Genomic DNA, 19525 nt, shown 5'->3' on the forward strand with positions numbered 1-19525 from the left:
GGCCTTTATCATTTGTACCCTGCAATTGTTGGGCGCTCTATGCAATTCACTGGGTCGAAACGATCTCAAGGGAAGATGCATAGCGCATCAGAGCGGGAGCATGGATAACGTGAATCACACACCAATTGAAAACCCGGCTGAGCTCCGGGTTTTTTTTGTGCCCGCCATTCGACCGAGCGCACGTCGTCTGCCAGACACCGATTCCTTGAACTAAAAGTTGACCGGTAAGTCGGGATGATGAGTCGTCCCTTCATTCAGAGGTCATCCATGCGCAACTACACGATCCAATATTTGTTCAACGACACACCCCGTACGCATCAGCTCCAGCTGAATCAGTCGGAACTTTCGGTCGCGGATGCTGCAATGCATCTACTCGAGCTACATTTTGGCGATGGTGAGAACAGCTTGATCATGCCGACTGCGGACTCCACCGTTGAAGAGATTCTCCAGCAGGCGGAAGTGATGGGAATCACTCGGGTCGAAGTGGCTACGGAACCAAGCCTGCTTCACCATCTTGAATAATCTTATGTTTTTGGCGGACAACAAAAAGCCCGGACGTATCCGGGCTTCTCAGAGCTAACCTCAGCGAGAATTTACTTCTTCCTGTGTCCGGGCCGACGCTTTTTCCCTGCGCCGGCGAAGCCAGCTATAGAAAGCGTGAACCGGGTGTAAAAACGCCGCAAGTACGCACAGCAGCAAGATGATGAAAATGGCAATCAGCGGGAGGCTTTCGTGCGAGAACATGGTGGGGTACTCCTGTAGGCACTATGTTGGAACCCGCAGGCTAGACGCTTTGAGCCATGCTTGCGATGAACGTATGTTCATCCTCGGGCGCTTGAACTGTGCTACGGAGGGCTCGCGGAAATGATCGATTCCAGAGGTGCGCAAGCGCCGGTCTTCAGTTAAGGCCGGCGCTGTGCGTGGAGTGATTACGCAAGTGTGTTTCAGCTGCGCTTGGGCAGCTTCCAGTTCGGGCGGATGAAATGGCAGGTGTAACCATTCGGTATCCGTTCCAGGTAGTCCTGATGTTCAGGTTCCGCTTCCCAGAACGGCCCGGCGGGTTCGATTTCGGTGACTACTCGGCCCGGCCAGAGACCGGAAGCGTCAACGTCGGCGGCGGTATCCTCGGCAATGTCGCGTTGCTCTTCGCTGAGGTAATAGATCGCCGAACGGTAGCTGGGGCCACGGTCGTTGCCTTGACGGTTAGGCGTACTCGGATCGTGGATCTGGAAGAAGAACTCGAGGATCTGCCGGTAGCTGATCACCGCCGGGTCGAAAATGATCTCGATGGCTTCAGCGTGGTTGCCGTGGTTGCGGTAGGTGGCGTTCGGTACATCGCCGCCGCTATAGCCGACTCGCGTCTGCAGCACGCCGGGATAGCGCCGCAGCAGGTCCTGCATGCCCCAGAAGCAGCCGCCGGCGAGAATCGCGGTTTCGGTTTGTCCGGTCATGATCTTTTTTGCCTCTCGGTGACTGTGGGTACGGTGCTGGTTATGAGGGCGCGTTGGCTATTTGCAAGCTTGACTCAGGGATAAGGACGGCTCGATCCGGTATTTTCAACAAAAAGCCCTGACGCTCAGGCCAGGGCATTGATGGGTTCGAGCGCTGAATTCGGGGCAGTTCACATCGAGTGATGGACTAAAAACACGACATCAGGCGGTTATACAAACGCTTGCCCGAAAAAGCCCCTTGGCAGACGCTGCGGCCCGGCCAGTGCGGTCAGGCGTTCGATCCACTCCGAACGCCAGTTCGATGCGCCGTGATCAGCCTTGGTGTGGCGCGCCGCGCGGCGTGCGGCATTGCGCTGGGCCTTGCGTGCTTCTTTGTAGGCGTCGGTGTTGCGGCAGCTGCGGCATTTGACGCGATTGAGTTCCAGGCTGGAGGCCAGGTTGTTGCCCTTGTGACCACAAGCCAGATGTCCGTCTGTTTTGAAATGGATAACCATGAACAGTCTCCTGGGTGACGTGTACAGGTTTTGACCTCCCACGACCGCAGGCGTTCGCCGGATCGGCCCAGTGGTGCGCCCGGAGACTGTCGTTTATCGCTGCGCAGTCATCTGAAACGTGGCAGTGGCCGCTCGACCGGTTGTAGCGACGACAGGGTGCTGCGGATCAGCGGTGTGTCTTTTTCGATGTCGTTCAGACGATCGCGGATGCGCAGGGCGGTCGGATGGCCGCCTTGATGATCGACCCAGTCGGCGATTTCCTTGCAGGCCGCAGCCAGCCGAGCCTGACGGGAGTCGAGCAGAGTGAGGAGGGTGGTGATGGACTCTTTTTCGGACATGGAACACCTCCGTTCAGAAAAACCGTTGAGAGGCAGCAAAGAGCCCGCGGGCTGCGAGCTCTGTGCCGTTGGGGCGCTGGTCGTCAGCTGCTTTGAGTATAGACCCCGCCTGTCAATTGCATCAGCCGGCCGATTGTCGCGCCGGCAGCGGCGAGCTGGCCGCATTGAGCCGTCGGCATTCGCGTCGGGCATCCTCCTCAAGATCGTAGCCATCGCCGATGAAGCCGCCGGTGCGCGTGTCGTTGATCCGAAACCAGCTGCTGGCCTCGGCGGGCTCGTGCTGGCTTTCCCCGGCGCGGCGGCCGTGAATGATGATTTTGTTGCAGCGCTTCACGACAAAGATGTCTTCCATGGCGTCACCACAGCAAATGGGTGTCAGATCAACTATAGAAGCCTTGGCCGATCGTGCAAAAAATAGCCAGTCAGTTCGTCGGTTGCAGCCGCCATTCTGTGGCATGCCAATCCAGATGATGCGTCGGTTTCAATGCTTGTAGAAACTCAGAATCGTGGGAAACCGCGACAATGGCGCCGGGAAACGTCTGCAATGCCTGTTCGAAAGCCTGAACCGATGCCAGATCCAGATGATTGCTCGGTTCATCGAGCAGCAACAATTGCGCAGGTGTCTTGCCCCACAAGGCCACCGCCAGTGCGGCTTTCAAGCGTTCGCCACCACTGAGTGAAGCGCTCGGTCGGGTGACCCGTTGCGCGTCCAGTTGCAGATGAGCCAGATGGCCGCGCAATGTACTTTCACTCAACGGACTCTGCAGCGCCAACAGTTGCTCGATGACGCTGAGGCGGTCATCCAGCAGCTTCAGATGCTGGTCCAGATAAGCCACGGGAACATGGATGATGCACTCGCCACTGTCGGGCTGCAGTTGACCTGCGAGGACTCTGAGCAACGTCGATTTGCCGCAGCCATTCGGACCATTGACGGCGACGCGCACAGGACCGCTCAGCGCGAGATTGACCGGTTGCGCCGGCAGCCATGGCAGGCGCGCATCAATCAACGAGCAGACCCTGCGCGCAGCGGGCACTGCGCTGCCGGGCAGGTTCATCAACACGGTCTCGTCCGCGAGAACTTTGGCGTAGGCATCGCGCACCCGTGCATCGAGTTCGGATTTGCGCTGTTGATGACCATGACGCACCTGGCCCATGATCTGCCTCGCAGCACCTTTCAGGCCGGCGCGCTCGAAACCGGAGACGTTGGCGGTTTTGGCATTGCGCAGTGAGCGGGCGGCATGCCGCTGGATGGTGTCGTGCTCGTTTTGCAAGCGCTGCTGCTCGCGCCGGCGCTCGGTTCGGCTTTGATCCAGCGTCGCTTGCGCCGCCGCCTGATGGATCTGTCGTTGCTGCTGGTAAGCGGAAAAATTGCCGCCGTACACCGTAACACCCAGCGGCGTCAGCTCGACGATACGTTGCATGCGCTCAAGCAATTGCCGGTCGTGACTGACGACGATCAATCCGCCGCGCCAGCGTTCCAGTTGGTTCATCAACCAGTCGCGGCCGGGGCCGTCCAGATGATTGGTCGGCTCATCCAGCACCAACAGGCGCGCCGGACTCAGAAACGCTCTGATCAACGCCAGCCGCGCCTGCTGGCCGCCGCTCAGTGGTTGGGTCAGATCCGTGGCGGCAATGTCTGGCAGACCGGCGTTATCCAGCGATTGGCGCAGACGTTCGGGCAGATCCCAGCGCTCGCCGAGGATGTCGAAGTCTTCCGCCGCCGCCGCGCCACACTGCAGCCGTTGCAATGCGCGAAGAGCGGCAGCGGTGCCGGTGGCATCGGCCACGGTCTGCGCCGCATCGGCGGTGAATGTTTGCGCCACATAGGCCAATGGAACCGAGCAGGTGACGCTGCCGGCAGTCGGTTGCAAATGTCCGGCAATCAGCTTGGCCAGCACGCTCTTACCGACGCCGTTGCGTCCGACGATGGCAGTGTGGATGTGATCGAAATGCAGATTCAGGTCGTTGAAAATCGCCTCGCCATTGGCGAACTGAAAACTGGTTTGATTCAGGGAGACGAGGGCAGGCGTACGCGAGACGTGAGTCATCGGCACCTCCGAAAAATGTCGTGAAGACTGACAGGCGCTATTCAGCGCTTATCGCGATTACATTTTCAGAAGGCTTGATTGTTCACTGTCTGCGGTCGTCCAGAAGGAGGAGAGGTAGCTAGCCTAGATCACCCGTCCGCCGCGATCAAGGCGCATCCATCATTTGCTCGAGAAACATCGCCAGCGCCACTTCCTCGGAGCGCAAGCCCTTGCGCACTCGCGGACGAGGCAGTTCGGCCAGTGCACCGAGCAGGAAGCGCTCAACCACGGCCGGATGGATGTAGCACTTGCGGCACACCGCCGGGGTGTTGCCCAGCTGTTTGGACACGTTCTTGACCATCTCCACCACGTGCCGTTTCGCCTCGGCTTCCGACTCCCATTGCAGTTCGCGCAATACCGCCAGGGCCAGTGCGCTGCCGGCCCAGGTGCGGTAGTCCTTGGCGGTGAAATCGGCACCGGTGAGGGTTTGCAGGTAGCTGTTGACGTCGTGTGAACTGACGGTATGTCGCTCGCCGTTTTCGTCCAGATACTGGAACAGATTCTGCCCGGGGATTTCCAGGCAGCGCTTGATGATGCGCGCCAGGCGACGATCCTTGACGGTGATCTGGTGTTCGATGCCGCTTTTGCCGCGAAACTGGAACAGGATCGCGCTGCCGTTGACCTCGACATGCCGGCTGCGCAGGGTGGTCAGGCCATAGGAGCGGTTGTCCCGCGCGTATTGGGTGTTGCCGACGCGGATCAGCGTGGCGTCGAGCAGCGTGATGACCGTGGCCATGACCTTGTCACGGCTGAAGCCGGGTGCGTCCAGCAGGGTTTCGAGCTGTTTGCGCAACTTTGGCAGCGCCAGGCCGAACTCACGCAAGCGTGAGTACTTGTCGGCATCGCGCACCTCGCGCCAGCGCGGGTGATAGCGATACTGCTTGCGGCCCCGGGCATCGCGGCCGGTGGCCTGCAAATGGCCACGCGGATCGGCGCAGATCCACACGTCGGTGTAGGCCGGCGGCACTGCCAGCGAATTGATCCGTTTGATCTCATCAGGGTCGGTGATGCGCTGCCCGGCCGGATCGAAATAGACGAACTTGCCGCGCAGCTTTTTACGGGTGAGGCCGGGTTGAGTATCGTCGACGTAATGCAGGTCGGGCGGTAAGACGTCGGCTAGTGCGGTGTCGGGCATGGCGGTGTCCTTGGCGAATCGCTCTGTTACAGCGATTGACCGCGCGCCGTGGCCGTCGTGCCAACCAATTCAGGCCAGCACGGCGACGGCCTTGATCTGCGCCCACAAATGCTGGCCCGGGTGGATGCCAAGCTGATCCCGGGAAAACCGCGTGATCCGCGCCAGCAGCGGTGTGCCGCCAGCGTCCAGACGAATCAGCACATGCGCGGTATTGTCCGCCGTCTGCTCGCTGATCACAGTGACCGGCAACCGATTGAGGATGCTGCTGGCCACACTGTCGTGGAGGCTCAGGCTGATGTCACGGGCGTGCACCTTGGCGCGCAAAGCCTGGCCCACGGCCATGGGTGCGTGGGTCACGCGGATGTTCATTTCGGTGGCCGGCAGTTGCAGGCTGAGCAACTGATAATCGGCGTCGTAGGCACTGACCTGACCTTCGATGATCACCCCGGCGTCGTCGCCCATCGCCATTGGCAGGTCAAGGCGCGCGAGGGTTTCGCCAATCGGGCCGCTGGCCAGGGCCTTGCCGTCGCTGAGCAACACCAGATGATCGGCCAGTCGCGCGACCTCATCCTGAGCGTGGCTGACATAGAGCACCGGAATGTCCAGTTCATCATGCAGCCGTTGCAGGTACGGCAGGATTTCGTTTTTACGCTGACTGTCGAGCGCAGCCAACGGCTCATCCATCAGCAGCAGTTTCGGGCTGGTCAGCAGTGCGCGGGCGATGCCGACACGTTGGCGTTCGCCGCCGGACAGATGCTGCGGATGACGCTCCAGCAAATGACCGATGCCCAGCAGTTCGGTGGCTTGCGCCATGTCGACCCGGCGCTGGGCCCTGGCAATGCGCTTGAGCCCGAACTGCAGGTTGGCCAGCACCGACAGATGCGGGAACAGACTCGCTTCCTGGAACACGTAACCGATTGCACGTTTGTGCGGCGGGACAAAAATCCGTCGTTCGCTGTCCTGCCAGACTTCGTCGTTGATCTGGATGAAACCCTGCTCGGCGCGCTCAAGCCCGGCGATACAGCGCAGGCAAGTGGTTTTGCCCGACCCGGAATGACCATACAGTGCGGTCACGCCGCGTCCCGGCAAGTGCAGATCGACATCCAGGCTGAAACCCGAATAAGCGATTTTCAGACGTGCATCAATCATCGGTCAGCTCCAACCCGCGCGGGTCTTGCGGCTGGAGTAGAGCGCCAGCAACACCAGAAACGAAAACACCAGCATCGCCCCGGCCAGCCAATGGGCCTGGGCATATTCCATCGCCTCGACGTGGTCGTAGATCTGCACCGAGACCACGCGGGTCTTGTCGGGAATGTTGCCGCCGATCATCAGCACCACGCCGAATTCACCGACGGTATGCGCGAACCCAAGGATCGCCGCCGTCACGAAACCGGGGCGGGCCAACGGCAGGATCACGCTGAAAAAAGTGTCCCAGGGATTGGCGCGCAAGGTTGCGGCCACTTCCAGTGGGCGGGTGCCGATGGCAGAGAACGCGTTCTGCAACGGTTGCACCACAAATGGCATGGAATAAATCACCGAACCGATCACCAGTCCGGTAAAGCTGAAGGTCAGAGTGCCCAGGCCCAGCCATTGTGTGAAGTGGCCGAGAAAGCCATTGGGGCCCATAGCCAGCAACAGATAGAAGCCGATCACAGTCGGCGGCAGTACGAGGGGCAGGGCGACGATTGCGCCGATGGGGCCGCGCAGCCAGGATCGGCTGCGCGACAACCACAGGGCAATCGGCGTGCCGACGACCAGCAGGATAGCGGTGGTCAGGGACGCCAGTTTCAGGGTCAGCCAGATCGCCGCGAAGTCGGCAGTCGTCAGCGACATTTAGAGCTGATAGCCGTAGGACTTGATCACCGCAGCGGCTGTCGGGCCTTTGAGGTATTCAACCAGAGCCTTGGCAGCGGCGCTGTCCTTGCCCTTGTTCAGAATCACTGCGTCCTGTTTGATCGGGTCGTGCATGCTCGCTGGAACGATCCACGCCGAACCGCTGGTGACCTTGCCGTCCTTGTAGATCTGCGACAGCGCGACGAAGCCCAGTTCGGCATTGCCGGTGGACACAAACTGGTAGGCCTGGGTGATGTTCTGGCCTTCGACGATCTTGGCTTTGGTTGCTTCAGTCAGTTTGAGTTTTTCCAGCACTTGAGTGGCGGCCAGACCGTACGGCGCGGCTTTCGGATTGGCGATGGACAGGTGCTGGTATTCGTTCTTCTTCAGGACTTCACCTTTGGCGTCGACATAACCTTCTTTCGCCGACCACAGGGCCAGGGTGCCGATGGCGTAGGTGAAGCGTGAGCCCTTGACGGTGTCGCCTTCTTTTTCCAGTTTTTCCGGGGTGGTGTCGTCTGCCGAGAGGAACACTTCAAACGGCGCGCCGTTCTTGATCTGGGTGTAGAACTGGCCGGTGGCACCGTAAGCGGCGACCAGTTTGTGCCCGGTGTCTTTTTCGAAATCGGCAGCAATTGCCTGGATCGGCGCAGTGAAGTTGGCGGCAACAGCCACTTGCACTTCATCAGCCTGAGCGGCGCCGAAGGCGAATACCGCAAGCAGGGTGGCCAGGCAGGTTGGGGCAAAACGTGAGGCACGAATGGTCATGTAACAGCTCCGTTGTTGGCGTGTGCAGAGGGCAGTTATTGTTGGGGGTGGACTGCACCGATGCGAGGGGGTGAAACGCTATATAGCGAAATATATAGCGAAATGCCGCTAAACAGGAAGTGCTGTTGTATACAGGATGAGGCTGTGCCATGCCTCATCCTCAATCGAATCAGTGTCGGACCAGTTTTGCCAGCGCGCCTTGCGCCAGTTCCCGGGTCAGATCGGCGCTGCTCAGTTCCTGGCCCAGCGGGAACGCCTGACCGGCCCAAAGGTTACTGAACTGCGCTTCGTTTTTGGTGCGCAATGGCATCAGCGCTCCGCCGGCCAGCGGGAAGGCCGGGGCTTTCGCTGACATCGGGCCGATTTCGCGCATCACCCGATTGAGAATGCCGCGAGCCGGGCGCCCGGTGAACAGGTTGGTAATCGCGGTTTCGCTTTCCTTGGCGGTGCGCAGCGCCTGGTGATGGGAGGCGCTGACTTTCGCTTCCGGGGTGAACAGGTACGCGGTACCGACCTGCACCGCTGACGCACCCAGCACCAATGCCGCAGCCACTCCGCGCGCATCGGCAATCGCGCCGGCAGCGATTACCGGCACCTTCACCGCATCGACGATCTGCGGCACCAGCGCGAAGGTGCCGACCTGGCTGCTCAGGTCATCGCTGAGAAACATCCCGCGATGCCCGCCAGCCTCGTAACCCATGGCGATGATCGCGTCGCAACCGTTTTGCTCAAGCCACAGCGCTTCATCGACGGTGGTGGCGGACGAGAGGATTTTCGCACCCGTGGCCTTGACCCGATCCAGCAGGGATTTTTCCGGCAGGCCAAAGTGAAAGCTCACCACCTCAGGACGAAACTCTTCGAGCACGGCGCACGCTGCCGTATCGAATGGCGCCCGATTGGAAACCGGGGTCGGTGCGTCGAAATCGACGCCCAGCTCGCGGTAATACGGCTCCAGCAGGTTTTTCCAGTCTCGCGCGCGCTGTTCATCGGCGGCCGGTGGCTGGTGGCAGAAAAAATTGACGTTGAACGGATTGCGGGTGTGCTCGCGAATGGTCTTCAGCTCTTCGCGCAACTGCTCGATGCTCAGCATTGCGGCCGGCATCGAACCCAAGCCACCGGCGTTGCACACGGCAATCACCATGGACGAGTTCGTGGCACCGGCCATCGGGGCCTGGATGATCGGCAACTCGATGCCGAGCAGGTCAAGAATGCGAGTGTCAGGCCATTGGCTCATGGAAGCGCTTCTCCGAACGATGAAACGGGGCAGGGACGGCAGAGCCGGTTTTTTAACAGCAAAACCGGACCCAGGGCCAGTGCGAATTTTTCAGATCAAGGACAATCGCGCGGCCTCAACGTCGATGAAATCCCCCGCCGCCAAAGGAGTGGTTCATCAATCGCGAGGAATCGTGAAAGATGTTGGTTCGCTGATTGCCGAAGTTGCGTGCAGCGGATTCGCGATTGAGGTTTTGCAACTGCGCGTTGTTGTTGACCGGTGCCGTGCGGTTCGGGCTGCCCTTGACCATCGATTGCCAACCATTGTCGGTCTTCTTGTAGACGTTGCCGTCGTGCCCGGCGTAGACGTTGTCACCCACTCGTGCGGCGCCGCCGTTGCGTCCCTTGACGCCACCATATTGTGTGGTCTTGTCGGTGTTGGGGTTGTATATCGCGCCACGATTGGCGCTGACCTGGGTGCCATTGCGAGCGTTGCCTGCGGTCACCCGTCCACCGGCGATGGCGCCACCGTTTGGCCCGACCACTTCACCGCTGCGCCCGGCCGCATAATTGCCGTTATAGACATTGTGTACGGCACCGCGCTGGCCCGCCGCCGCAATGCCGGTGCGCGAGTTGTAGGAAGAACCGACCTGACCGGCCCAGCGATTGCCGGTCCAGGCGTTGTAGCCGGCGCCATAACGACTCACCGTCGCGCGATCGCCCCACTGCCGATAAATGTTGCCGGTGGTGCCGGCCCAGCCACCGGGGCCCCAGGCCACAGCACCGCCGCGATAACCATAAGCGGCGCCGCCCCAGGCCAGTGGCGCGGGGTACAAGCGCGGTCCCCAGGCGTAACCCCAGCCATAATTGCCCCACCACGGATAAGCACCCCAGCCCCAACCCATCGCTACGGTGTTGCCGCCCCAGCTCCAGCCGAAACCGAAGCCGAATGTCCAGCCAGTCCACGGCGTGTAGCGCATGGCGACGCCGAAACCGTAGGTCACCGGTGGCCCGTACCAGACGCTGCCGACCCACGGCGTGTACGGATAACCGGTGCCGTAGACCACCACACCGGTGGCCGGATCCAGCGTCGAACCCTGATAACCCGGGGTGTAGCCGACCACCACGGTGTCGCCGCTGGATTCATAGACTTTGACGTAGGTGAGGTAATGCATCGGCGAACTCGGCGGGATCGAATAGATCACCGCCGGCACCGAACTGGCCACGCTCCATGTTCCGTTCACCGAGGTGGCGTTGAACCAGATACCGTTTTCCACCGCATACCAGCTGTCATTGTCGACCCGGATGATCGGGGTGGCACTGTTGACCACGTACTGCAACGGCGTGCTGTTGATCGCCTTCAACTGCGGCTCGCCATCGAACTGCGGCGCGGTCATTTTCACAGCGCTCTTCTTGATCGCCGAGGTTTGCGGGATGGTCGCAGCGATCGCGGCTTCCCTGGCCTGTGGCGTGCCGGCGACCGAGGCCTTGACGTTCTCTTTCGGGCTGTCGTCAGGGATGTTGGCGAAATCTACCGGCAGCTTGTCTGCCGGGGTAAACGTCCATGGGCCGCGCATGTCGGCGGCGCGAAACCAACGCCCGGAGATCAGCACGTAACTGCTCTGGTCACCGATTTCCTTGAAGATATGCCCAGTGGTGTTGCTCACGTAGAGCAGGCTGGTGCCTTGAATCGGCAGCCACTGCGCTGCGCCGTCGGTGACGATCAGCTCCGTGGGCGTGATGGCGATGAAGATTTTCGGCTGCGGCGGTTTGGCCAGATTTGGGATTTTGTCTTTCGGATCACTCTGCCCGGTCAGCAGGTCGACCTGACGGCTCTGGATCGCCGCCTGTTTGGCTTTCTCCAGATCGGCCGGTGGTGTGCTCAGACGAGTGTATTCGCCGCTGAGGCTGTCAGCGACCATCCAGCCATCGAACACATGCAGGTAGTGCTTGCCCTCGGCGTCCTTGAGCAATAGCGGGCGGGTGTTGATCACCCGCTGCAACGCGGTGCCGTCGACCGCACGGTACACGGCGTCGCCATCGATGTAGACGAGCAGGGCCGGGACGTCGGAACTGATGATCGCCGGCGGGGTGTTTTCCAGTGGTGCGCTGTCGGCTTTCTGCTCGGCCGACAGCACGCCGACAGCGGCTTCGAGTTGATCAAGGGAAATGGTTTTCTTGCGGCTTTCGGCATCTTTTTGCAATGCGCTGAGCCAGACGTTTGCCTGACTGGCGTCGGCGGGGAAATCGGCCTTGATAATCTTGTACTGATCCAGTCCGACCCAGCGCGTGGCTTTGTCGACCAGGGTGTGCGCGCTGAACTGGACGATGCCGAAAGTGGGTTTGCCGTCGGCGCCGGTGGCTTCGACGGCAGCCCGGGCATTGAGGGTGTAGCCATCCCAGCTGTCGAGTTGCGGCTGGTACACGGTCAGTTTGGCCTTGCCGCTGCTGATCACTTGCGGCCACGCCGGCGCGCTAGGGGCGGTGTCGGCCGCAGTGGCTTTGGTCGCCGGGGTGGACGCTGCCCAGGCATCGCCAACGGTCAGCAGGCACAGCATCAGTATCGCAAGCAACGAGCGCGGGTAAGACATTGTCAACTCCATCGACAGGGCCGCTTTCAGCAGGATGGCAGCGAAAGTTCGACCGTCGAAAAAGCATAGCCGCCCGCTCCGGAATTACTGGATGGATTTGCGAATTAGCGCAAAGTCGGGTGGGGCAATGTGTTGCTTTGTGTTATTTCAGGGCACGAGGACTTGAACCCATTGAGAGGCAGCCATGTTCAACGGCATTTTGATCGACAAAGACGACAGCGGATATCGCGCCAGCCTGCAGCAGATCAACGAAGCGCAGTTGCCTGAAGGCGACGTGACGGTGAAGGTGGCGTACAGCACGCTGAACTTCAAGGACGGTCTGGCGATTACTGGCAGCAGCCCGGTGGTGCGCAAGTTCCCGATGGTGCCGGGGATCGATCTGGCGGGTACGGTCGAAGCCAGTTCGCATCCCGACTATAAAGTTGGTGATCAGGTGCTGCTCAATGGCTGGGGTGTGGGCGAAAGTCACTGGGGCGGGCTGGCGCAGAAGGCGCGACTCAATGGCGACTGGCTGATTCCTCTGCCCAAGGCATTTACCGCAGCGCAGGCGATGGCCATCGGCACCGCCGGCTACACGGCGATGCTGTGCATTCTGGCGCTGGAGCGTAACGGCGTGACGCCGGATCAGGGCGAAGTGCTGGTGACCGGCGCCAATGGCGGAGTGGGCAGTTTCGCCATCGCCTTGCTCAGCCAGCTTGGTTATCGCGTGGTGGCGTCCACCGGCCGGGTGTCGGAGCATGAGTACCTCAAGCAATTGGGCGCCAGCGAGATCATCGACCGCGCAACCTTGTCGGAACCAGGCAAACCGCTGGCCAAGGAACGCTGGGCCGCAGTGATCGATTCGGTCGGCAGTCACACCTTGGCCAACGCCTGCGCCAGTACCCGCGCCGAGGGCACGGTGGCAGCCTGCGGTCTTGCCCAGGGCATGGATTTTCCGGCGTCGGTGGCGCCGTTCATTCTGCGCGGTGTGACCCTGGCCGGAATCAACAGCGTGACCCAGCCCAAGGCGCGGCGGATCGAGGCCTGGGCGCGTCTGGCCAAGGATCTGGACTTCGCCCTGTTGCCATTGATCAGTCATGAAATCGCCCTCAGCGAAGCCATCGACGCGGCGCCAAAACTGCTCGCCGGACAGCTTCGCGGCAGGGTTGTGGTCGACGTCAATCGCTGACAAAGTAGGCGGCATTGCGGCCCTGTGTGGCCGCACTTCTATTCAGGGAGCCGCAATTTCGATGGATTTGAAACGACAGCAAATCGACGCCTTTACCGTTGCTGGCCTGCGCGTTCGCACCACCAACGCCGCAGAGCACCAAGCTGAAACCGCGAAAATCGGCCCGATGTGGGGGCAGTTCTTCGGTAAGGAACTGGCCGAAACCATTCCCGGCAAGTCAGCCCATTCGCCGATTTATGGCGTGTATTCGGCTTACGAGTCGGATGCTTCGGGGGCGTTTGACGTTACCGCTGGCGTTGCCGTGAATGCTTCAGTCAAAGACTTCGAGTCCGTGCGGATCGAAGCGGGCGAGTATCTGGTGTTCGAAGCGCAGGGGCCGTTGCCAGACGCGGTCATCTCGACCTGGGGAAAGATCTGGGACTTCTTTGCAGCCAATCCGCAGATTCAGCGCCGTTACGCTACCGACTTCGAGGCCTATACCGGCCCCGAGTCCGTGTCGGTCTACATCGGCGTGAGCTAAGACTGGGTTTCGCGTTCCAGCAACTGGCGCTTACGCTCTACGCCCCAGCGATACCCCGACAGATTGCCATCGCTACGCACCACGCGATGGCAGGGGATTGCCACGGCCAGACGGTTGGCGCCGCAGGCTTGCGCCACGGCGCGCATGGAGGTCGGCGCGCCAATTCGCTGAGCGATCTCGGCGTAACTGGCGGTGCGGCCCGCCGGGATTTCCCGCAGTGCCTGCCACACCCGTTCCTGAAAAGCCGTACCGCGCACATCCAGTGGCAAGTCGAGGCCCAGCGCTGGCGCCTCGATGAAACCCACCACTTTGGCAATCAACTGTTCGAAGCCGGCATCGGCGCCAATCAGGTTGGCCTGACGGAACTGATCCTGCAGATCGCAGACCAGTTGATGCGGATCGTCGCCCAACAGAATCGCGCACACCCCGCGTTCGCTTTGCGCCACCAGAATCGCCCCGAGTGAGCATTGCCCGACAGCAAAATGAATGTCTTTGTTGCGTCCGGCAGCGCGATAGTCGCCGGGTTTCATGCCCAGCAGCTTGTCGGCCGACTCATAAAAGCGGCTGTTGGAATTGAAACCCGCGTCATACAACGCATCGGTCACTGAGCCGCCGTCTGCGAGCCGTTCACGCACCCGGCGCGAACGATGCGCCGCTGCGTAGCCTTTGGGCGTCAGGCCGGTAGCCGCCTTGAACACGCGATGAAAATGGAACGGGCTGAGGCCGGCGACCTCGGCGAGCTCATTGAGCGCGGGCACTGTTTCACTCGACTCGATCTGCCGACAGGCCATCGCCACGGTCGCGGCGTGCTGGCTGGCGACTTCAGTCTGATCCTTGCTCGTGCGTTTGCTTGGGCGGTAGCCCGCCGCTTCGGCAGCTTGAGCACTTTCGAAGAACTCGACGTTCTGCGGTTTGGGCAAACGTGAAAGGCTGCTGGGGCGGCAATAGATACCGGTGGTTTTCACCGCGTAGACAAACTGCCCGTCGGCCCGTGGGTCCCGTGCAACGACAGCGGCCCAGCGTGGATCGGTTTCAACGTTGATGATGGGCGAAAGCTTTTTCATGGCGAGTAGTCCGTTGACCTGTTTGATTCAGGTTAACCAGCAGCAATGTCGGTAACACTCCGGGCCTTGCGGTCAAATTTTTCAGATCACCCGGCAACACGCAAGGTCAGGTTGATCCGCCGCTCGCCCAGACGCGGATGCTGGCCGGGCTTGATCGGCAATACGCCGTGAAAACGCAAGCGATCGACCCCGCCCCAGACCACCATGTCGCCGTGCAGCAAAGGAATACGCTGGCTCTTGTCGCCGCGGGCAAAACCACCGAACAGGAACATCGCCGGCAATCCCAATGACAGCGACACGATCGGCGCCGCGTAGGCATGTTCGTCCTTGTCCTGGTGCAAAGACATTTTGGCCGCGGGGACATATTGGTTGATCAGGCAGGAGTCTGGATGAAAGTCGGCAAATCCTGCGCGCTGTGCTGCTTGGCGCGCCAGTTCTGACAGTACTTCTGGCATCGCCGGCCAGGGCTTGCCGGTCAGCGGATCCACGGAGCTGTAGCGATAACCGCTACGGTCGGTGATCCAGCCCAGCGTTCCGCAACTGCTGGTGCCCACCGACATGCTGAAGCCGCCCGGCGTCATCATGTGGCGCAACGGTGCTGCGGCGAGAATGGCTTCCAACGCTGGCAATAGTTGATCGATCACCGGCAAAGCGAAGCCGCGCAACACCCACGATTGTTCGCCGATCTGCTCGGCGCGGGGTTGTTGCTCGGGTTCGTGGTCGGCGAACAGGTCGAAGGTGGTCGGGTGCATGGCGTTCATGATGCGTCGTGAAAGATGATGCCCAGAGTATGCCGATTTCCGCTGTGCAGGCGACTGACGCCGTGACGCATGGTCACTCGATAATCACCGCGTGTGCCGCTGACCGGGCGCTGGTTGACCGCGAATATAACCGCGTCACCCTTGTGCAGATCCACAACGTGCGGGCGCGACTGCGTGCGTGGGCGCTGCTCGGTCAGGACGAACTCGCCACCGGTAAAATCCTCTCCGGGCTCCGACAGAAGAATCGCCACTTGCAGTGGGAAAACCAGTTCTCCGTACAGATCCTGATGCAGGCAGTTGTAGTCCTCCGGACCGTATCGCAACAATAGGGGTGTCGGCCGCAGTTGGCCGGCAGCCTGACAGCGCTGCACAAACTCGGTATGGGTGGCGGGAAAGCGTGCGGGCAGATTCATGCGTTCGTACCAACGATTGGCCAGTGGCACCAGGCGTGGGTAAAACGCAGTGCGCAGACGTTCGATGGCTGTCGGCAGGGGATAGCTGAAGTACTTGTATTCCCCGCGACCGAAACCGTGGCGGGCCATGATGACCTGCGAACGAAACGGTTCGGTCTGCGAATACAGGGCGCTCAAGCGTTCACAGGTTTGCGCCGACAGCAACGAGCGGACGATGGCATAGCCATATTGATCCAGATGCTGTTCGAGGCTTGCCCAATCGAGCGCATCCAGCCGAGACGGGGACATTGACATTCTGACTCCTGAACCCTTTGGTCGAGACTGTCAGTCTGGGCAAATCCCGGCGGCAGGACACTCCGCCGCTTGCGGTCGAATCCCCGGATGTTGCGTTACAGGGCTTTGCTGACGGCGATGTCGCTGATTACATCATCAGTCTGGCCGTGGATGGCATCCAGTGCGGCCTTGGCTTCTTCCTCGGTGCCGTTTTCCAGTTGTGCGAACTCGAAACGGCGCTCGCCGTTGAGCTTGTATTTGATGACGTATTTGGTCGTTTGGGCCACGGTCGTGCTTACCTTTGCGTCAGGGGCGACTCAGCTCAGTTTGGAGCTGGAGCGGCGGATGATCTTGATCGAGTGGGTCAGGGTCGGTTTGCGCGTTACGCTGATGGCGCGACGGTTGACGGTATCGATGGTGATGTTCCAGAAACCGGTGCTCGGTGCGGTGATGCGCGCAGGAAACGTGTCGAAAGCGCCGCCGTGGTAGGTGTGGCGGCCGCCATTCTTGAACGCGCGGAAGTTGGCGTCGTTCATCAAGCGGATGTTGCAGGTTTGCGAGCATTGGATGACGACGATGTCGTCTTCGTTGAGGTGCTCGCGCTGGTGAATGAATTTCATGGGCGCCTCCAGAAGGGCTTTTTCTACTAAATCAAAACGATAGCATGTGCGATTGGCGCAGTTTATCAGCCCGAACGGGTTATTATCCCGCCGTCGAGCGCTGCTTTGACAATTAAAAACAGTTATTCGCGATTCCATGCGGGTTTAATGGAGTAAGCCTCGGAGAAAAATGGCATTACTGCTGTCCGAGGGTCTTTATGGGAGGTATTTGTATGAAGTGGGGTGTGGTGTGTCTGCCGTTGATGTTGGTCGTGGGTGGTTGCGCGAGTGTTTCCGAAATCAACGAAACCTTGCCCACCATGAGCGTGATTTCCGGCAAGAAACCCCATGAGTATGCTCAGTGCCTGGCCGACAAGCTTGCCAACAGCCGCGGCGCGCTGCAGATGCAGCCGCACAAGGATGGCGTGCGAGTGATTGTTCCCGGGAAATTTTCCACCGGCGCGGCCGCGGTGTTTGATATCGAAGACCGCTCCGGCGGCAGCAGCATCAAGCTGCATGAGCGGATGTCCAATGTGCCGATTCGTCCCCGTGACGTGCAAAACGCCGCCAATGCCTGTATTTCCGGCTGATAGAATAGCGCTCATCAGCACCGATGCCGTCACAGTGATGCTGTGACGGCATTTTCATTTCTGGAGTCGCGCATGAAGCGAGAGCAAGTACGGGAACGGCATGCAGAGGGCCTTATCTCTGCCACGCATGTGATTCAAAATCCGGCGAACTCGGGCGAGTGGATCGTGTTTTTCAAGAAGAGCGCCGGTCGCAGCTATTTTCTGGTGGACGATAACGACGAAGTCGAATCCTTTGCCCGGCTCGACGACCTGATCGAGGTCGTGCGCGGGCTCGGGATCAAATTCGCCGAGATCCACATGTAGGGTCTATTTGCAGACTACCACCACGCTGCGGTTCTTGTAGTTGCCGACATCGACCCCCAGGGTCTTGTCGCTTTCCTTGGGCGCCGGCGTGCCGTCGGTACCGACGATGCGGTAACCGGTGCCGGCGCAGGATGCGTCAGCCTTTTCGTAGCAGGTGGCCCAGGAGTTGGCTTCCCCGGAGCAGTCGATGCTCAAGCCCTGTTCGCCGTTGTTCAGGTAGGTGGTTTCCGAGGTGGCACAGCCACCGAGGGCCAATACCGCGAGCAGCGGCAGCATTCTGTTCATGTTCATAAGTGTGTCGTCTTCAGCGAGGGAGGGGCTAAACGCTCTGACAGCGCCAGCATGAAAAGGTTATAGCGATTGGCCACTTGTTTTCATCGCGCTGCGAGCGGCCACAAAAAAGCCCTGCACAAAGGCAGGGCTCGGCGTGTGTCGCAACCGATCAGTCCTGATCTTTGCCACGTCGCTTGGACGATGCAGGGGTGTCAGTGAACACCGACGCTACATCAGTCGCCAACTGCTCGCTGTCGAAAGGACCGGCGATGTGTTCGCCATTGGTAGTGGTCAGGTTCCACTTGCCGTCTTTCTTGTCGATCACATACCCGTTGATGATTTTTACCGCGGCCATCTATCTGTCTCGTTCGCTGGATCAAAGGCGCCATGATACCGACAAATCCTCACATTGGGGGATGATGAGCGTATGGTGATGCAGCGCATTTGCGTGTTTGAGCTACTCTGTTTCGGCTGGGCAAAGTCGCCAACGGAACTATCGGCGAGAATATTTCTCTATGTTGGCATCGGTTAGCCAGTGCGGGGCATTGTAAGGTGCGCGCCGCCTGATTAGACTGCGCCGAAACTCGTACACACAGCCCTTTCAAGGACTTATATGATCAAGAAATGCTTGTTCCCAGCAGCCGGTTACGGTACTCGCTTCCTGCCAGCGACTAAAGCCATGCCCAAAGAAATGCTGCCGGTGGTAAACAAGCCACTGATCCAGTACGGCGTTGAAGAAGCACTGGACGCTGGCCTGACTGAAATCTCGATCGTGACCGGTCGTGGCAAGCGCGCTCTGGAAGACCACTTCGACATCAGCTATGAGCTGGAAAACCAGATCAAAGGCACCGACAAGGAGAAATACCTGGTCGGCATCCGCAAACTGCTGGATGAGTGCTCGTTCTCCTACACCCGTCAGACCGAAATGAAAGGTCTGGGCCACGCGATTCTCACCGGTCGCCCGCTGATCGGTGACGAACCGTTTGCCGTGGTACTGGCGGACGACCTGTGCGTCAACCTCGAAGGCGACGGCGTTCTGACCCAGATGGTCAAGCTGTACAAGCAGTTCCGCTGCTCGATCATCGCCATTCAGGAAGTTGATCCGCAGGAAACCAGCAAGTACGGTGTGATCGCCGGCGAGATGATCCGCGACGACATCTACCGCGTACACAGCATGGTCGAGAAGCCAAAGCCGGAAGACGCGCCGTCGAACCTGGCGATAATCGGTCGTTACATCCTGACCCCGGACATCTTCGACCTGATCGAGCAGACCGAGCCAGGCAAGGGTGGTGAAATCCAGATCACCGACGCCCTGATGAAGCAGGCCCAGAACGGCTGCGTCATGGCCTACAAGTTCAAGGGCAAGCGTTTTGACTGCGGTGGCGCTGAAGGCTACATCGAAGCGACCAACTTCTGCTTCGAGAACTTCTACAAGACCGGCAAGGCTTACTGATAGCGCCGGATCTGCAGCGTGAAGGGTGTGAAAGCACCCAAGCGAATGTACCCACAAACGCCCCGACCTGTTCGGGGCGTTTGTTTTTGTGCCGGGAAAAGCCTTGAGCCCGGCGGCGCGATTGACTGTCGCCCTCTGAGCGCACTGGCTGCTTTTTCAGGGAGGAAGGTACGTGCGAGCATGCTGGCCGCTCCGATTT

25 protein-coding genes are annotated in these 19525 nt (G+C 60.1%); 6 read left to right on the forward strand and 19 right to left on the reverse strand.

What is annotated here, in order from left to right:
• The first annotated feature begins 267 nt into the window (after nucleotides 1-267).
• A complete protein-coding gene (locus tag ABV589_RS00100) occupies nucleotides 268-522 on the forward strand; it encodes a hypothetical protein (RefSeq protein ID WP_367084388.1) in 255 nt (84 codons plus the stop codon).
• A gap of 60 nt (nucleotides 523-582) precedes the next feature.
• Here the strand turns inward: ABV589_RS00100 and ABV589_RS00105 are convergent, their stop codons facing one another.
• The 12 genes from ABV589_RS00105 to ABV589_RS00160 form a co-directional block, all read right to left on the reverse strand.
• On the reverse strand, nucleotides 583-744 hold the full coding sequence (locus ABV589_RS00105) for a hypothetical protein (protein WP_007964942.1): 162 nt from the start codon (nucleotides 742-744) through the stop codon (nucleotides 583-585).
• 200 nt (nucleotides 745-944) lie between these two features.
• Nucleotides 945-1451 (reverse strand): peptide-methionine (S)-S-oxide reductase MsrA, encoded by a 507-nt coding sequence (gene msrA / locus ABV589_RS00110; RefSeq protein ID WP_367084389.1) that lies wholly within the window; start codon nucleotides 1449-1451, stop codon nucleotides 945-947.
• 209 nt (nucleotides 1452-1660) lie between these two features.
• Complete coding sequence (locus ABV589_RS00115; RefSeq protein ID WP_367084390.1) at nucleotides 1661-1945, reverse strand: hypothetical protein; 285 nt, start codon at nucleotides 1943-1945, stop codon at nucleotides 1661-1663.
• Between the two features lie 107 nt (nucleotides 1946-2052).
• Nucleotides 2053-2283: a hypothetical protein gene (locus ABV589_RS00120; RefSeq protein ID WP_007964939.1), complete on the reverse strand. Its 231-nt coding sequence runs from the start codon at nucleotides 2281-2283 to the stop codon at nucleotides 2053-2055.
• A 121-nt stretch (nucleotides 2284-2404) separates the two neighbouring features.
• Nucleotides 2405-2635: a hypothetical protein gene (locus ABV589_RS00125; RefSeq protein ID WP_007964938.1), complete on the reverse strand. Its 231-nt coding sequence runs from the start codon at nucleotides 2633-2635 to the stop codon at nucleotides 2405-2407.
• Between the two features lie 70 nt (nucleotides 2636-2705).
• Nucleotides 2706-4331 (reverse strand): ABC-F family ATP-binding cassette domain-containing protein, encoded by a 1626-nt coding sequence (locus ABV589_RS00130; protein WP_367084391.1) that lies wholly within the window; start codon nucleotides 4329-4331, stop codon nucleotides 2706-2708.
• Nucleotides 4332-4476: 145 nt separating this feature from the next.
• Entirely contained in the window at nucleotides 4477-5505 is a 1029-nt protein-coding gene (locus ABV589_RS00135) for a DNA topoisomerase IB (protein ID WP_367084392.1), read from the reverse strand.
• A gap of 69 nt (nucleotides 5506-5574) precedes the next feature.
• Nucleotides 5575-6654 (reverse strand): molybdenum ABC transporter ATP-binding protein, encoded by a 1080-nt coding sequence (modC, locus tag ABV589_RS00140; RefSeq protein WP_367084393.1) that lies wholly within the window; start codon nucleotides 6652-6654, stop codon nucleotides 5575-5577.
• A 3-nt stretch (nucleotides 6655-6657) separates the two neighbouring features.
• Complete coding sequence (modB, locus tag ABV589_RS00145) at nucleotides 6658-7338, reverse strand: molybdate ABC transporter permease subunit (RefSeq protein WP_367084394.1); 681 nt, start codon at nucleotides 7336-7338, stop codon at nucleotides 6658-6660.
• A complete protein-coding gene (gene modA / locus ABV589_RS00150) occupies nucleotides 7339-8106 on the reverse strand; it encodes a molybdate ABC transporter substrate-binding protein (protein WP_367084395.1) in 768 nt (255 codons plus the stop codon). It abuts the gene before it with no gap.
• A 169-nt stretch (nucleotides 8107-8275) separates the two neighbouring features.
• On the reverse strand, nucleotides 8276-9340 hold the full coding sequence (locus ABV589_RS00155; protein WP_367084396.1) for a nitronate monooxygenase: 1065 nt from the start codon (nucleotides 9338-9340) through the stop codon (nucleotides 8276-8278).
• 115 nt (nucleotides 9341-9455) lie between these two features.
• Complete coding sequence (locus ABV589_RS00160) at nucleotides 9456-11909, reverse strand: autotransporter (protein ID WP_367084397.1); 2454 nt, start codon at nucleotides 11907-11909, stop codon at nucleotides 9456-9458.
• A gap of 184 nt (nucleotides 11910-12093) precedes the next feature.
• Between ABV589_RS00160 and ABV589_RS00165 the strand changes: the two genes are divergently transcribed.
• Nucleotides 12094-13077 carry an MDR family oxidoreductase gene (locus ABV589_RS00165; RefSeq protein WP_367084398.1) on the forward strand — a complete coding sequence of 328 codons (984 nt, stop codon included), beginning with the start codon at nucleotides 12094-12096 and terminating at the stop codon, nucleotides 13075-13077.
• 61 nt (nucleotides 13078-13138) lie between these two features.
• The gene (locus ABV589_RS00170; protein WP_367084399.1) at nucleotides 13139-13597 is read left to right on the forward strand and encodes a GyrI-like domain-containing protein; all 459 of its coding nucleotides are present in this window, start codon (nucleotides 13139-13141) and stop codon (nucleotides 13595-13597) included.
• On the opposite strand, the gene ada is transcribed toward ABV589_RS00170, so the two are convergent.
• The 5 genes from ada to ABV589_RS00195 form a co-directional block, all read right to left on the reverse strand.
• Nucleotides 13594-14661, reverse strand: coding sequence for a bifunctional DNA-binding transcriptional regulator/O6-methylguanine-DNA methyltransferase Ada (ada, locus tag ABV589_RS00175; RefSeq protein WP_367084400.1), 1068 nt, complete (start codon nucleotides 14659-14661; stop codon nucleotides 13594-13596). The genes ABV589_RS00170 and ada overlap by 4 nt on opposite strands.
• An 86-nt stretch (nucleotides 14662-14747) precedes the next feature.
• Nucleotides 14748-15413: a DNA oxidative demethylase AlkB gene (gene alkB / locus ABV589_RS00180; protein ID WP_367086234.1), complete on the reverse strand. Its 666-nt coding sequence runs from the start codon at nucleotides 15411-15413 to the stop codon at nucleotides 14748-14750.
• A 5-nt stretch (nucleotides 15414-15418) separates the two neighbouring features.
• Nucleotides 15419-16129, reverse strand: coding sequence for a 2OG-Fe(II) oxygenase (locus tag ABV589_RS00185; RefSeq protein ID WP_367084401.1), 711 nt, complete (start codon nucleotides 16127-16129; stop codon nucleotides 15419-15421).
• Between the two features lie 95 nt (nucleotides 16130-16224).
• Nucleotides 16225-16395 carry a hypothetical protein gene (locus tag ABV589_RS00190; RefSeq protein ID WP_007964915.1) on the reverse strand — a complete coding sequence of 57 codons (171 nt, stop codon included), beginning with the start codon at nucleotides 16393-16395 and terminating at the stop codon, nucleotides 16225-16227.
• A 30-nt stretch (nucleotides 16396-16425) separates the two neighbouring features.
• Nucleotides 16426-16728 carry a DUF1883 domain-containing protein gene (locus ABV589_RS00195; RefSeq protein WP_024164475.1) on the reverse strand — a complete coding sequence of 101 codons (303 nt, stop codon included), beginning with the start codon at nucleotides 16726-16728 and terminating at the stop codon, nucleotides 16426-16428.
• A 212-nt stretch (nucleotides 16729-16940) separates the two neighbouring features.
• Here ABV589_RS00195 and ABV589_RS00200 point away from each other — a divergent pair, with 212 nt between their 5' ends.
• Together ABV589_RS00200 and ABV589_RS00205 are read left to right on the forward strand one after the other, a co-directional pair.
• Entirely contained in the window at nucleotides 16941-17297 is a 357-nt protein-coding gene (locus ABV589_RS00200; RefSeq protein WP_007964659.1) for a hypothetical protein, read from the forward strand.
• Between the two features lie 72 nt (nucleotides 17298-17369).
• A complete protein-coding gene (locus ABV589_RS00205; protein ID WP_007964656.1) occupies nucleotides 17370-17600 on the forward strand; it encodes a hypothetical protein in 231 nt (76 codons plus the stop codon).
• A 3-nt stretch (nucleotides 17601-17603) separates the two neighbouring features.
• Here the strand turns inward: ABV589_RS00205 and ABV589_RS00210 are convergent, their stop codons facing one another.
• On the reverse strand, nucleotides 17604-17891 hold the full coding sequence (locus tag ABV589_RS00210) for a hypothetical protein (RefSeq protein WP_367084402.1): 288 nt from the start codon (nucleotides 17889-17891) through the stop codon (nucleotides 17604-17606).
• 151 nt (nucleotides 17892-18042) lie between these two features.
• Nucleotides 18043-18228, reverse strand: a complete 186-nt coding sequence (locus ABV589_RS00215) for a hypothetical protein (protein WP_007964653.1) — start codon at nucleotides 18226-18228, stop codon at nucleotides 18043-18045.
• A 258-nt stretch (nucleotides 18229-18486) separates the two neighbouring features.
• Here ABV589_RS00215 and galU point away from each other — a divergent pair, with 258 nt between their 5' ends.
• Nucleotides 18487-19326, forward strand: a complete 840-nt coding sequence (galU, locus tag ABV589_RS00220; RefSeq protein ID WP_007912230.1) for a UTP--glucose-1-phosphate uridylyltransferase GalU — start codon at nucleotides 18487-18489, stop codon at nucleotides 19324-19326.
• The last annotated feature ends 199 nt before the right edge of the window (nucleotides 19327-19525 follow it).

Source organism: Pseudomonas sp. HOU2, assembly GCF_040729435.1.
In the GTDB taxonomy this organism is placed as follows: Bacteria; Pseudomonadota; Gammaproteobacteria; order Pseudomonadales; family Pseudomonadaceae; genus Aquipseudomonas.

Excerpts from the sequence above, each read along its gene's own strand:
- ABV589_RS00100 (WP_367084388.1), top strand. The coding sequence starts at position 268 with ATGCGCAACTACACGATCCAATATTTGTTCAACGACACACCCCGTACG.
- ABV589_RS00105 (WP_007964942.1), bottom strand. The coding sequence starts at position 744 with ATGTTCTCGCACGAAAGCCTCCCGCTGATTGCCATTTTCATCATCTTG.
- msrA (WP_367084389.1), bottom strand. The coding sequence starts at position 1,451 with ATGACCGGACAAACCGAAACCGCGATTCTCGCCGGCGGCTGCTTCTGG.
- ABV589_RS00115 (WP_367084390.1), bottom strand. The coding sequence starts at position 1,945 with ATGGTTATCCATTTCAAAACAGACGGACATCTGGCTTGTGGTCACAAG.
- ABV589_RS00120 (WP_007964939.1), bottom strand. The coding sequence starts at position 2,283 with ATGTCCGAAAAAGAGTCCATCACCACCCTCCTCACTCTGCTCGACTCC.
- ABV589_RS00125 (WP_007964938.1), bottom strand. The coding sequence starts at position 2,635 with ATGGAAGACATCTTTGTCGTGAAGCGCTGCAACAAAATCATCATTCAC.
- ABV589_RS00130 (WP_367084391.1), bottom strand. The coding sequence starts at position 4,331 with ATGACTCACGTCTCGCGTACGCCTGCCCTCGTCTCCCTGAATCAAACC.
- ABV589_RS00135 (WP_367084392.1), bottom strand. The coding sequence starts at position 5,505 with ATGCCCGACACCGCACTAGCCGACGTCTTACCGCCCGACCTGCATTAC.
- modC (WP_367084393.1), bottom strand. The coding sequence starts at position 6,654 with ATGATTGATGCACGTCTGAAAATCGCTTATTCGGGTTTCAGCCTGGAT.
- modB (WP_367084394.1), bottom strand. The coding sequence starts at position 7,338 with ATGTCGCTGACGACTGCCGACTTCGCGGCGATCTGGCTGACCCTGAAA.
- modA (WP_367084395.1), bottom strand. The coding sequence starts at position 8,106 with ATGACCATTCGTGCCTCACGTTTTGCCCCAACCTGCCTGGCCACCCTG.
- ABV589_RS00155 (WP_367084396.1), bottom strand. The coding sequence starts at position 9,340 with ATGAGCCAATGGCCTGACACTCGCATTCTTGACCTGCTCGGCATCGAG.
- ABV589_RS00160 (WP_367084397.1), bottom strand. The coding sequence starts at position 11,909 with ATGTCTTACCCGCGCTCGTTGCTTGCGATACTGATGCTGTGCCTGCTG.
- ABV589_RS00165 (WP_367084398.1), top strand. The coding sequence starts at position 12,094 with ATGTTCAACGGCATTTTGATCGACAAAGACGACAGCGGATATCGCGCC.
- ABV589_RS00170 (WP_367084399.1), top strand. The coding sequence starts at position 13,139 with ATGGATTTGAAACGACAGCAAATCGACGCCTTTACCGTTGCTGGCCTG.
- ada (WP_367084400.1), bottom strand. The coding sequence starts at position 14,661 with ATGAAAAAGCTTTCGCCCATCATCAACGTTGAAACCGATCCACGCTGG.
- alkB (WP_367086234.1), bottom strand. The coding sequence starts at position 15,413 with ATGCACCCGACCACCTTCGACCTGTTCGCCGACCACGAACCCGAGCAA.
- ABV589_RS00185 (WP_367084401.1), bottom strand. The coding sequence starts at position 16,129 with ATGTCAATGTCCCCGTCTCGGCTGGATGCGCTCGATTGGGCAAGCCTC.
- ABV589_RS00195 (WP_024164475.1), bottom strand. The coding sequence starts at position 16,728 with ATGAAATTCATTCACCAGCGCGAGCACCTCAACGAAGACGACATCGTC.
- ABV589_RS00200 (WP_007964659.1), top strand. The coding sequence starts at position 16,941 with ATGAAGTGGGGTGTGGTGTGTCTGCCGTTGATGTTGGTCGTGGGTGGT.
- ABV589_RS00205 (WP_007964656.1), top strand. The coding sequence starts at position 17,370 with ATGAAGCGAGAGCAAGTACGGGAACGGCATGCAGAGGGCCTTATCTCT.
- ABV589_RS00210 (WP_367084402.1), bottom strand. The coding sequence starts at position 17,891 with ATGAACATGAACAGAATGCTGCCGCTGCTCGCGGTATTGGCCCTCGGT.
- ABV589_RS00215 (WP_007964653.1), bottom strand. The coding sequence starts at position 18,228 with ATGGCCGCGGTAAAAATCATCAACGGGTATGTGATCGACAAGAAAGAC.
- galU (WP_007912230.1), top strand. The coding sequence starts at position 18,487 with ATGATCAAGAAATGCTTGTTCCCAGCAGCCGGTTACGGTACTCGCTTC.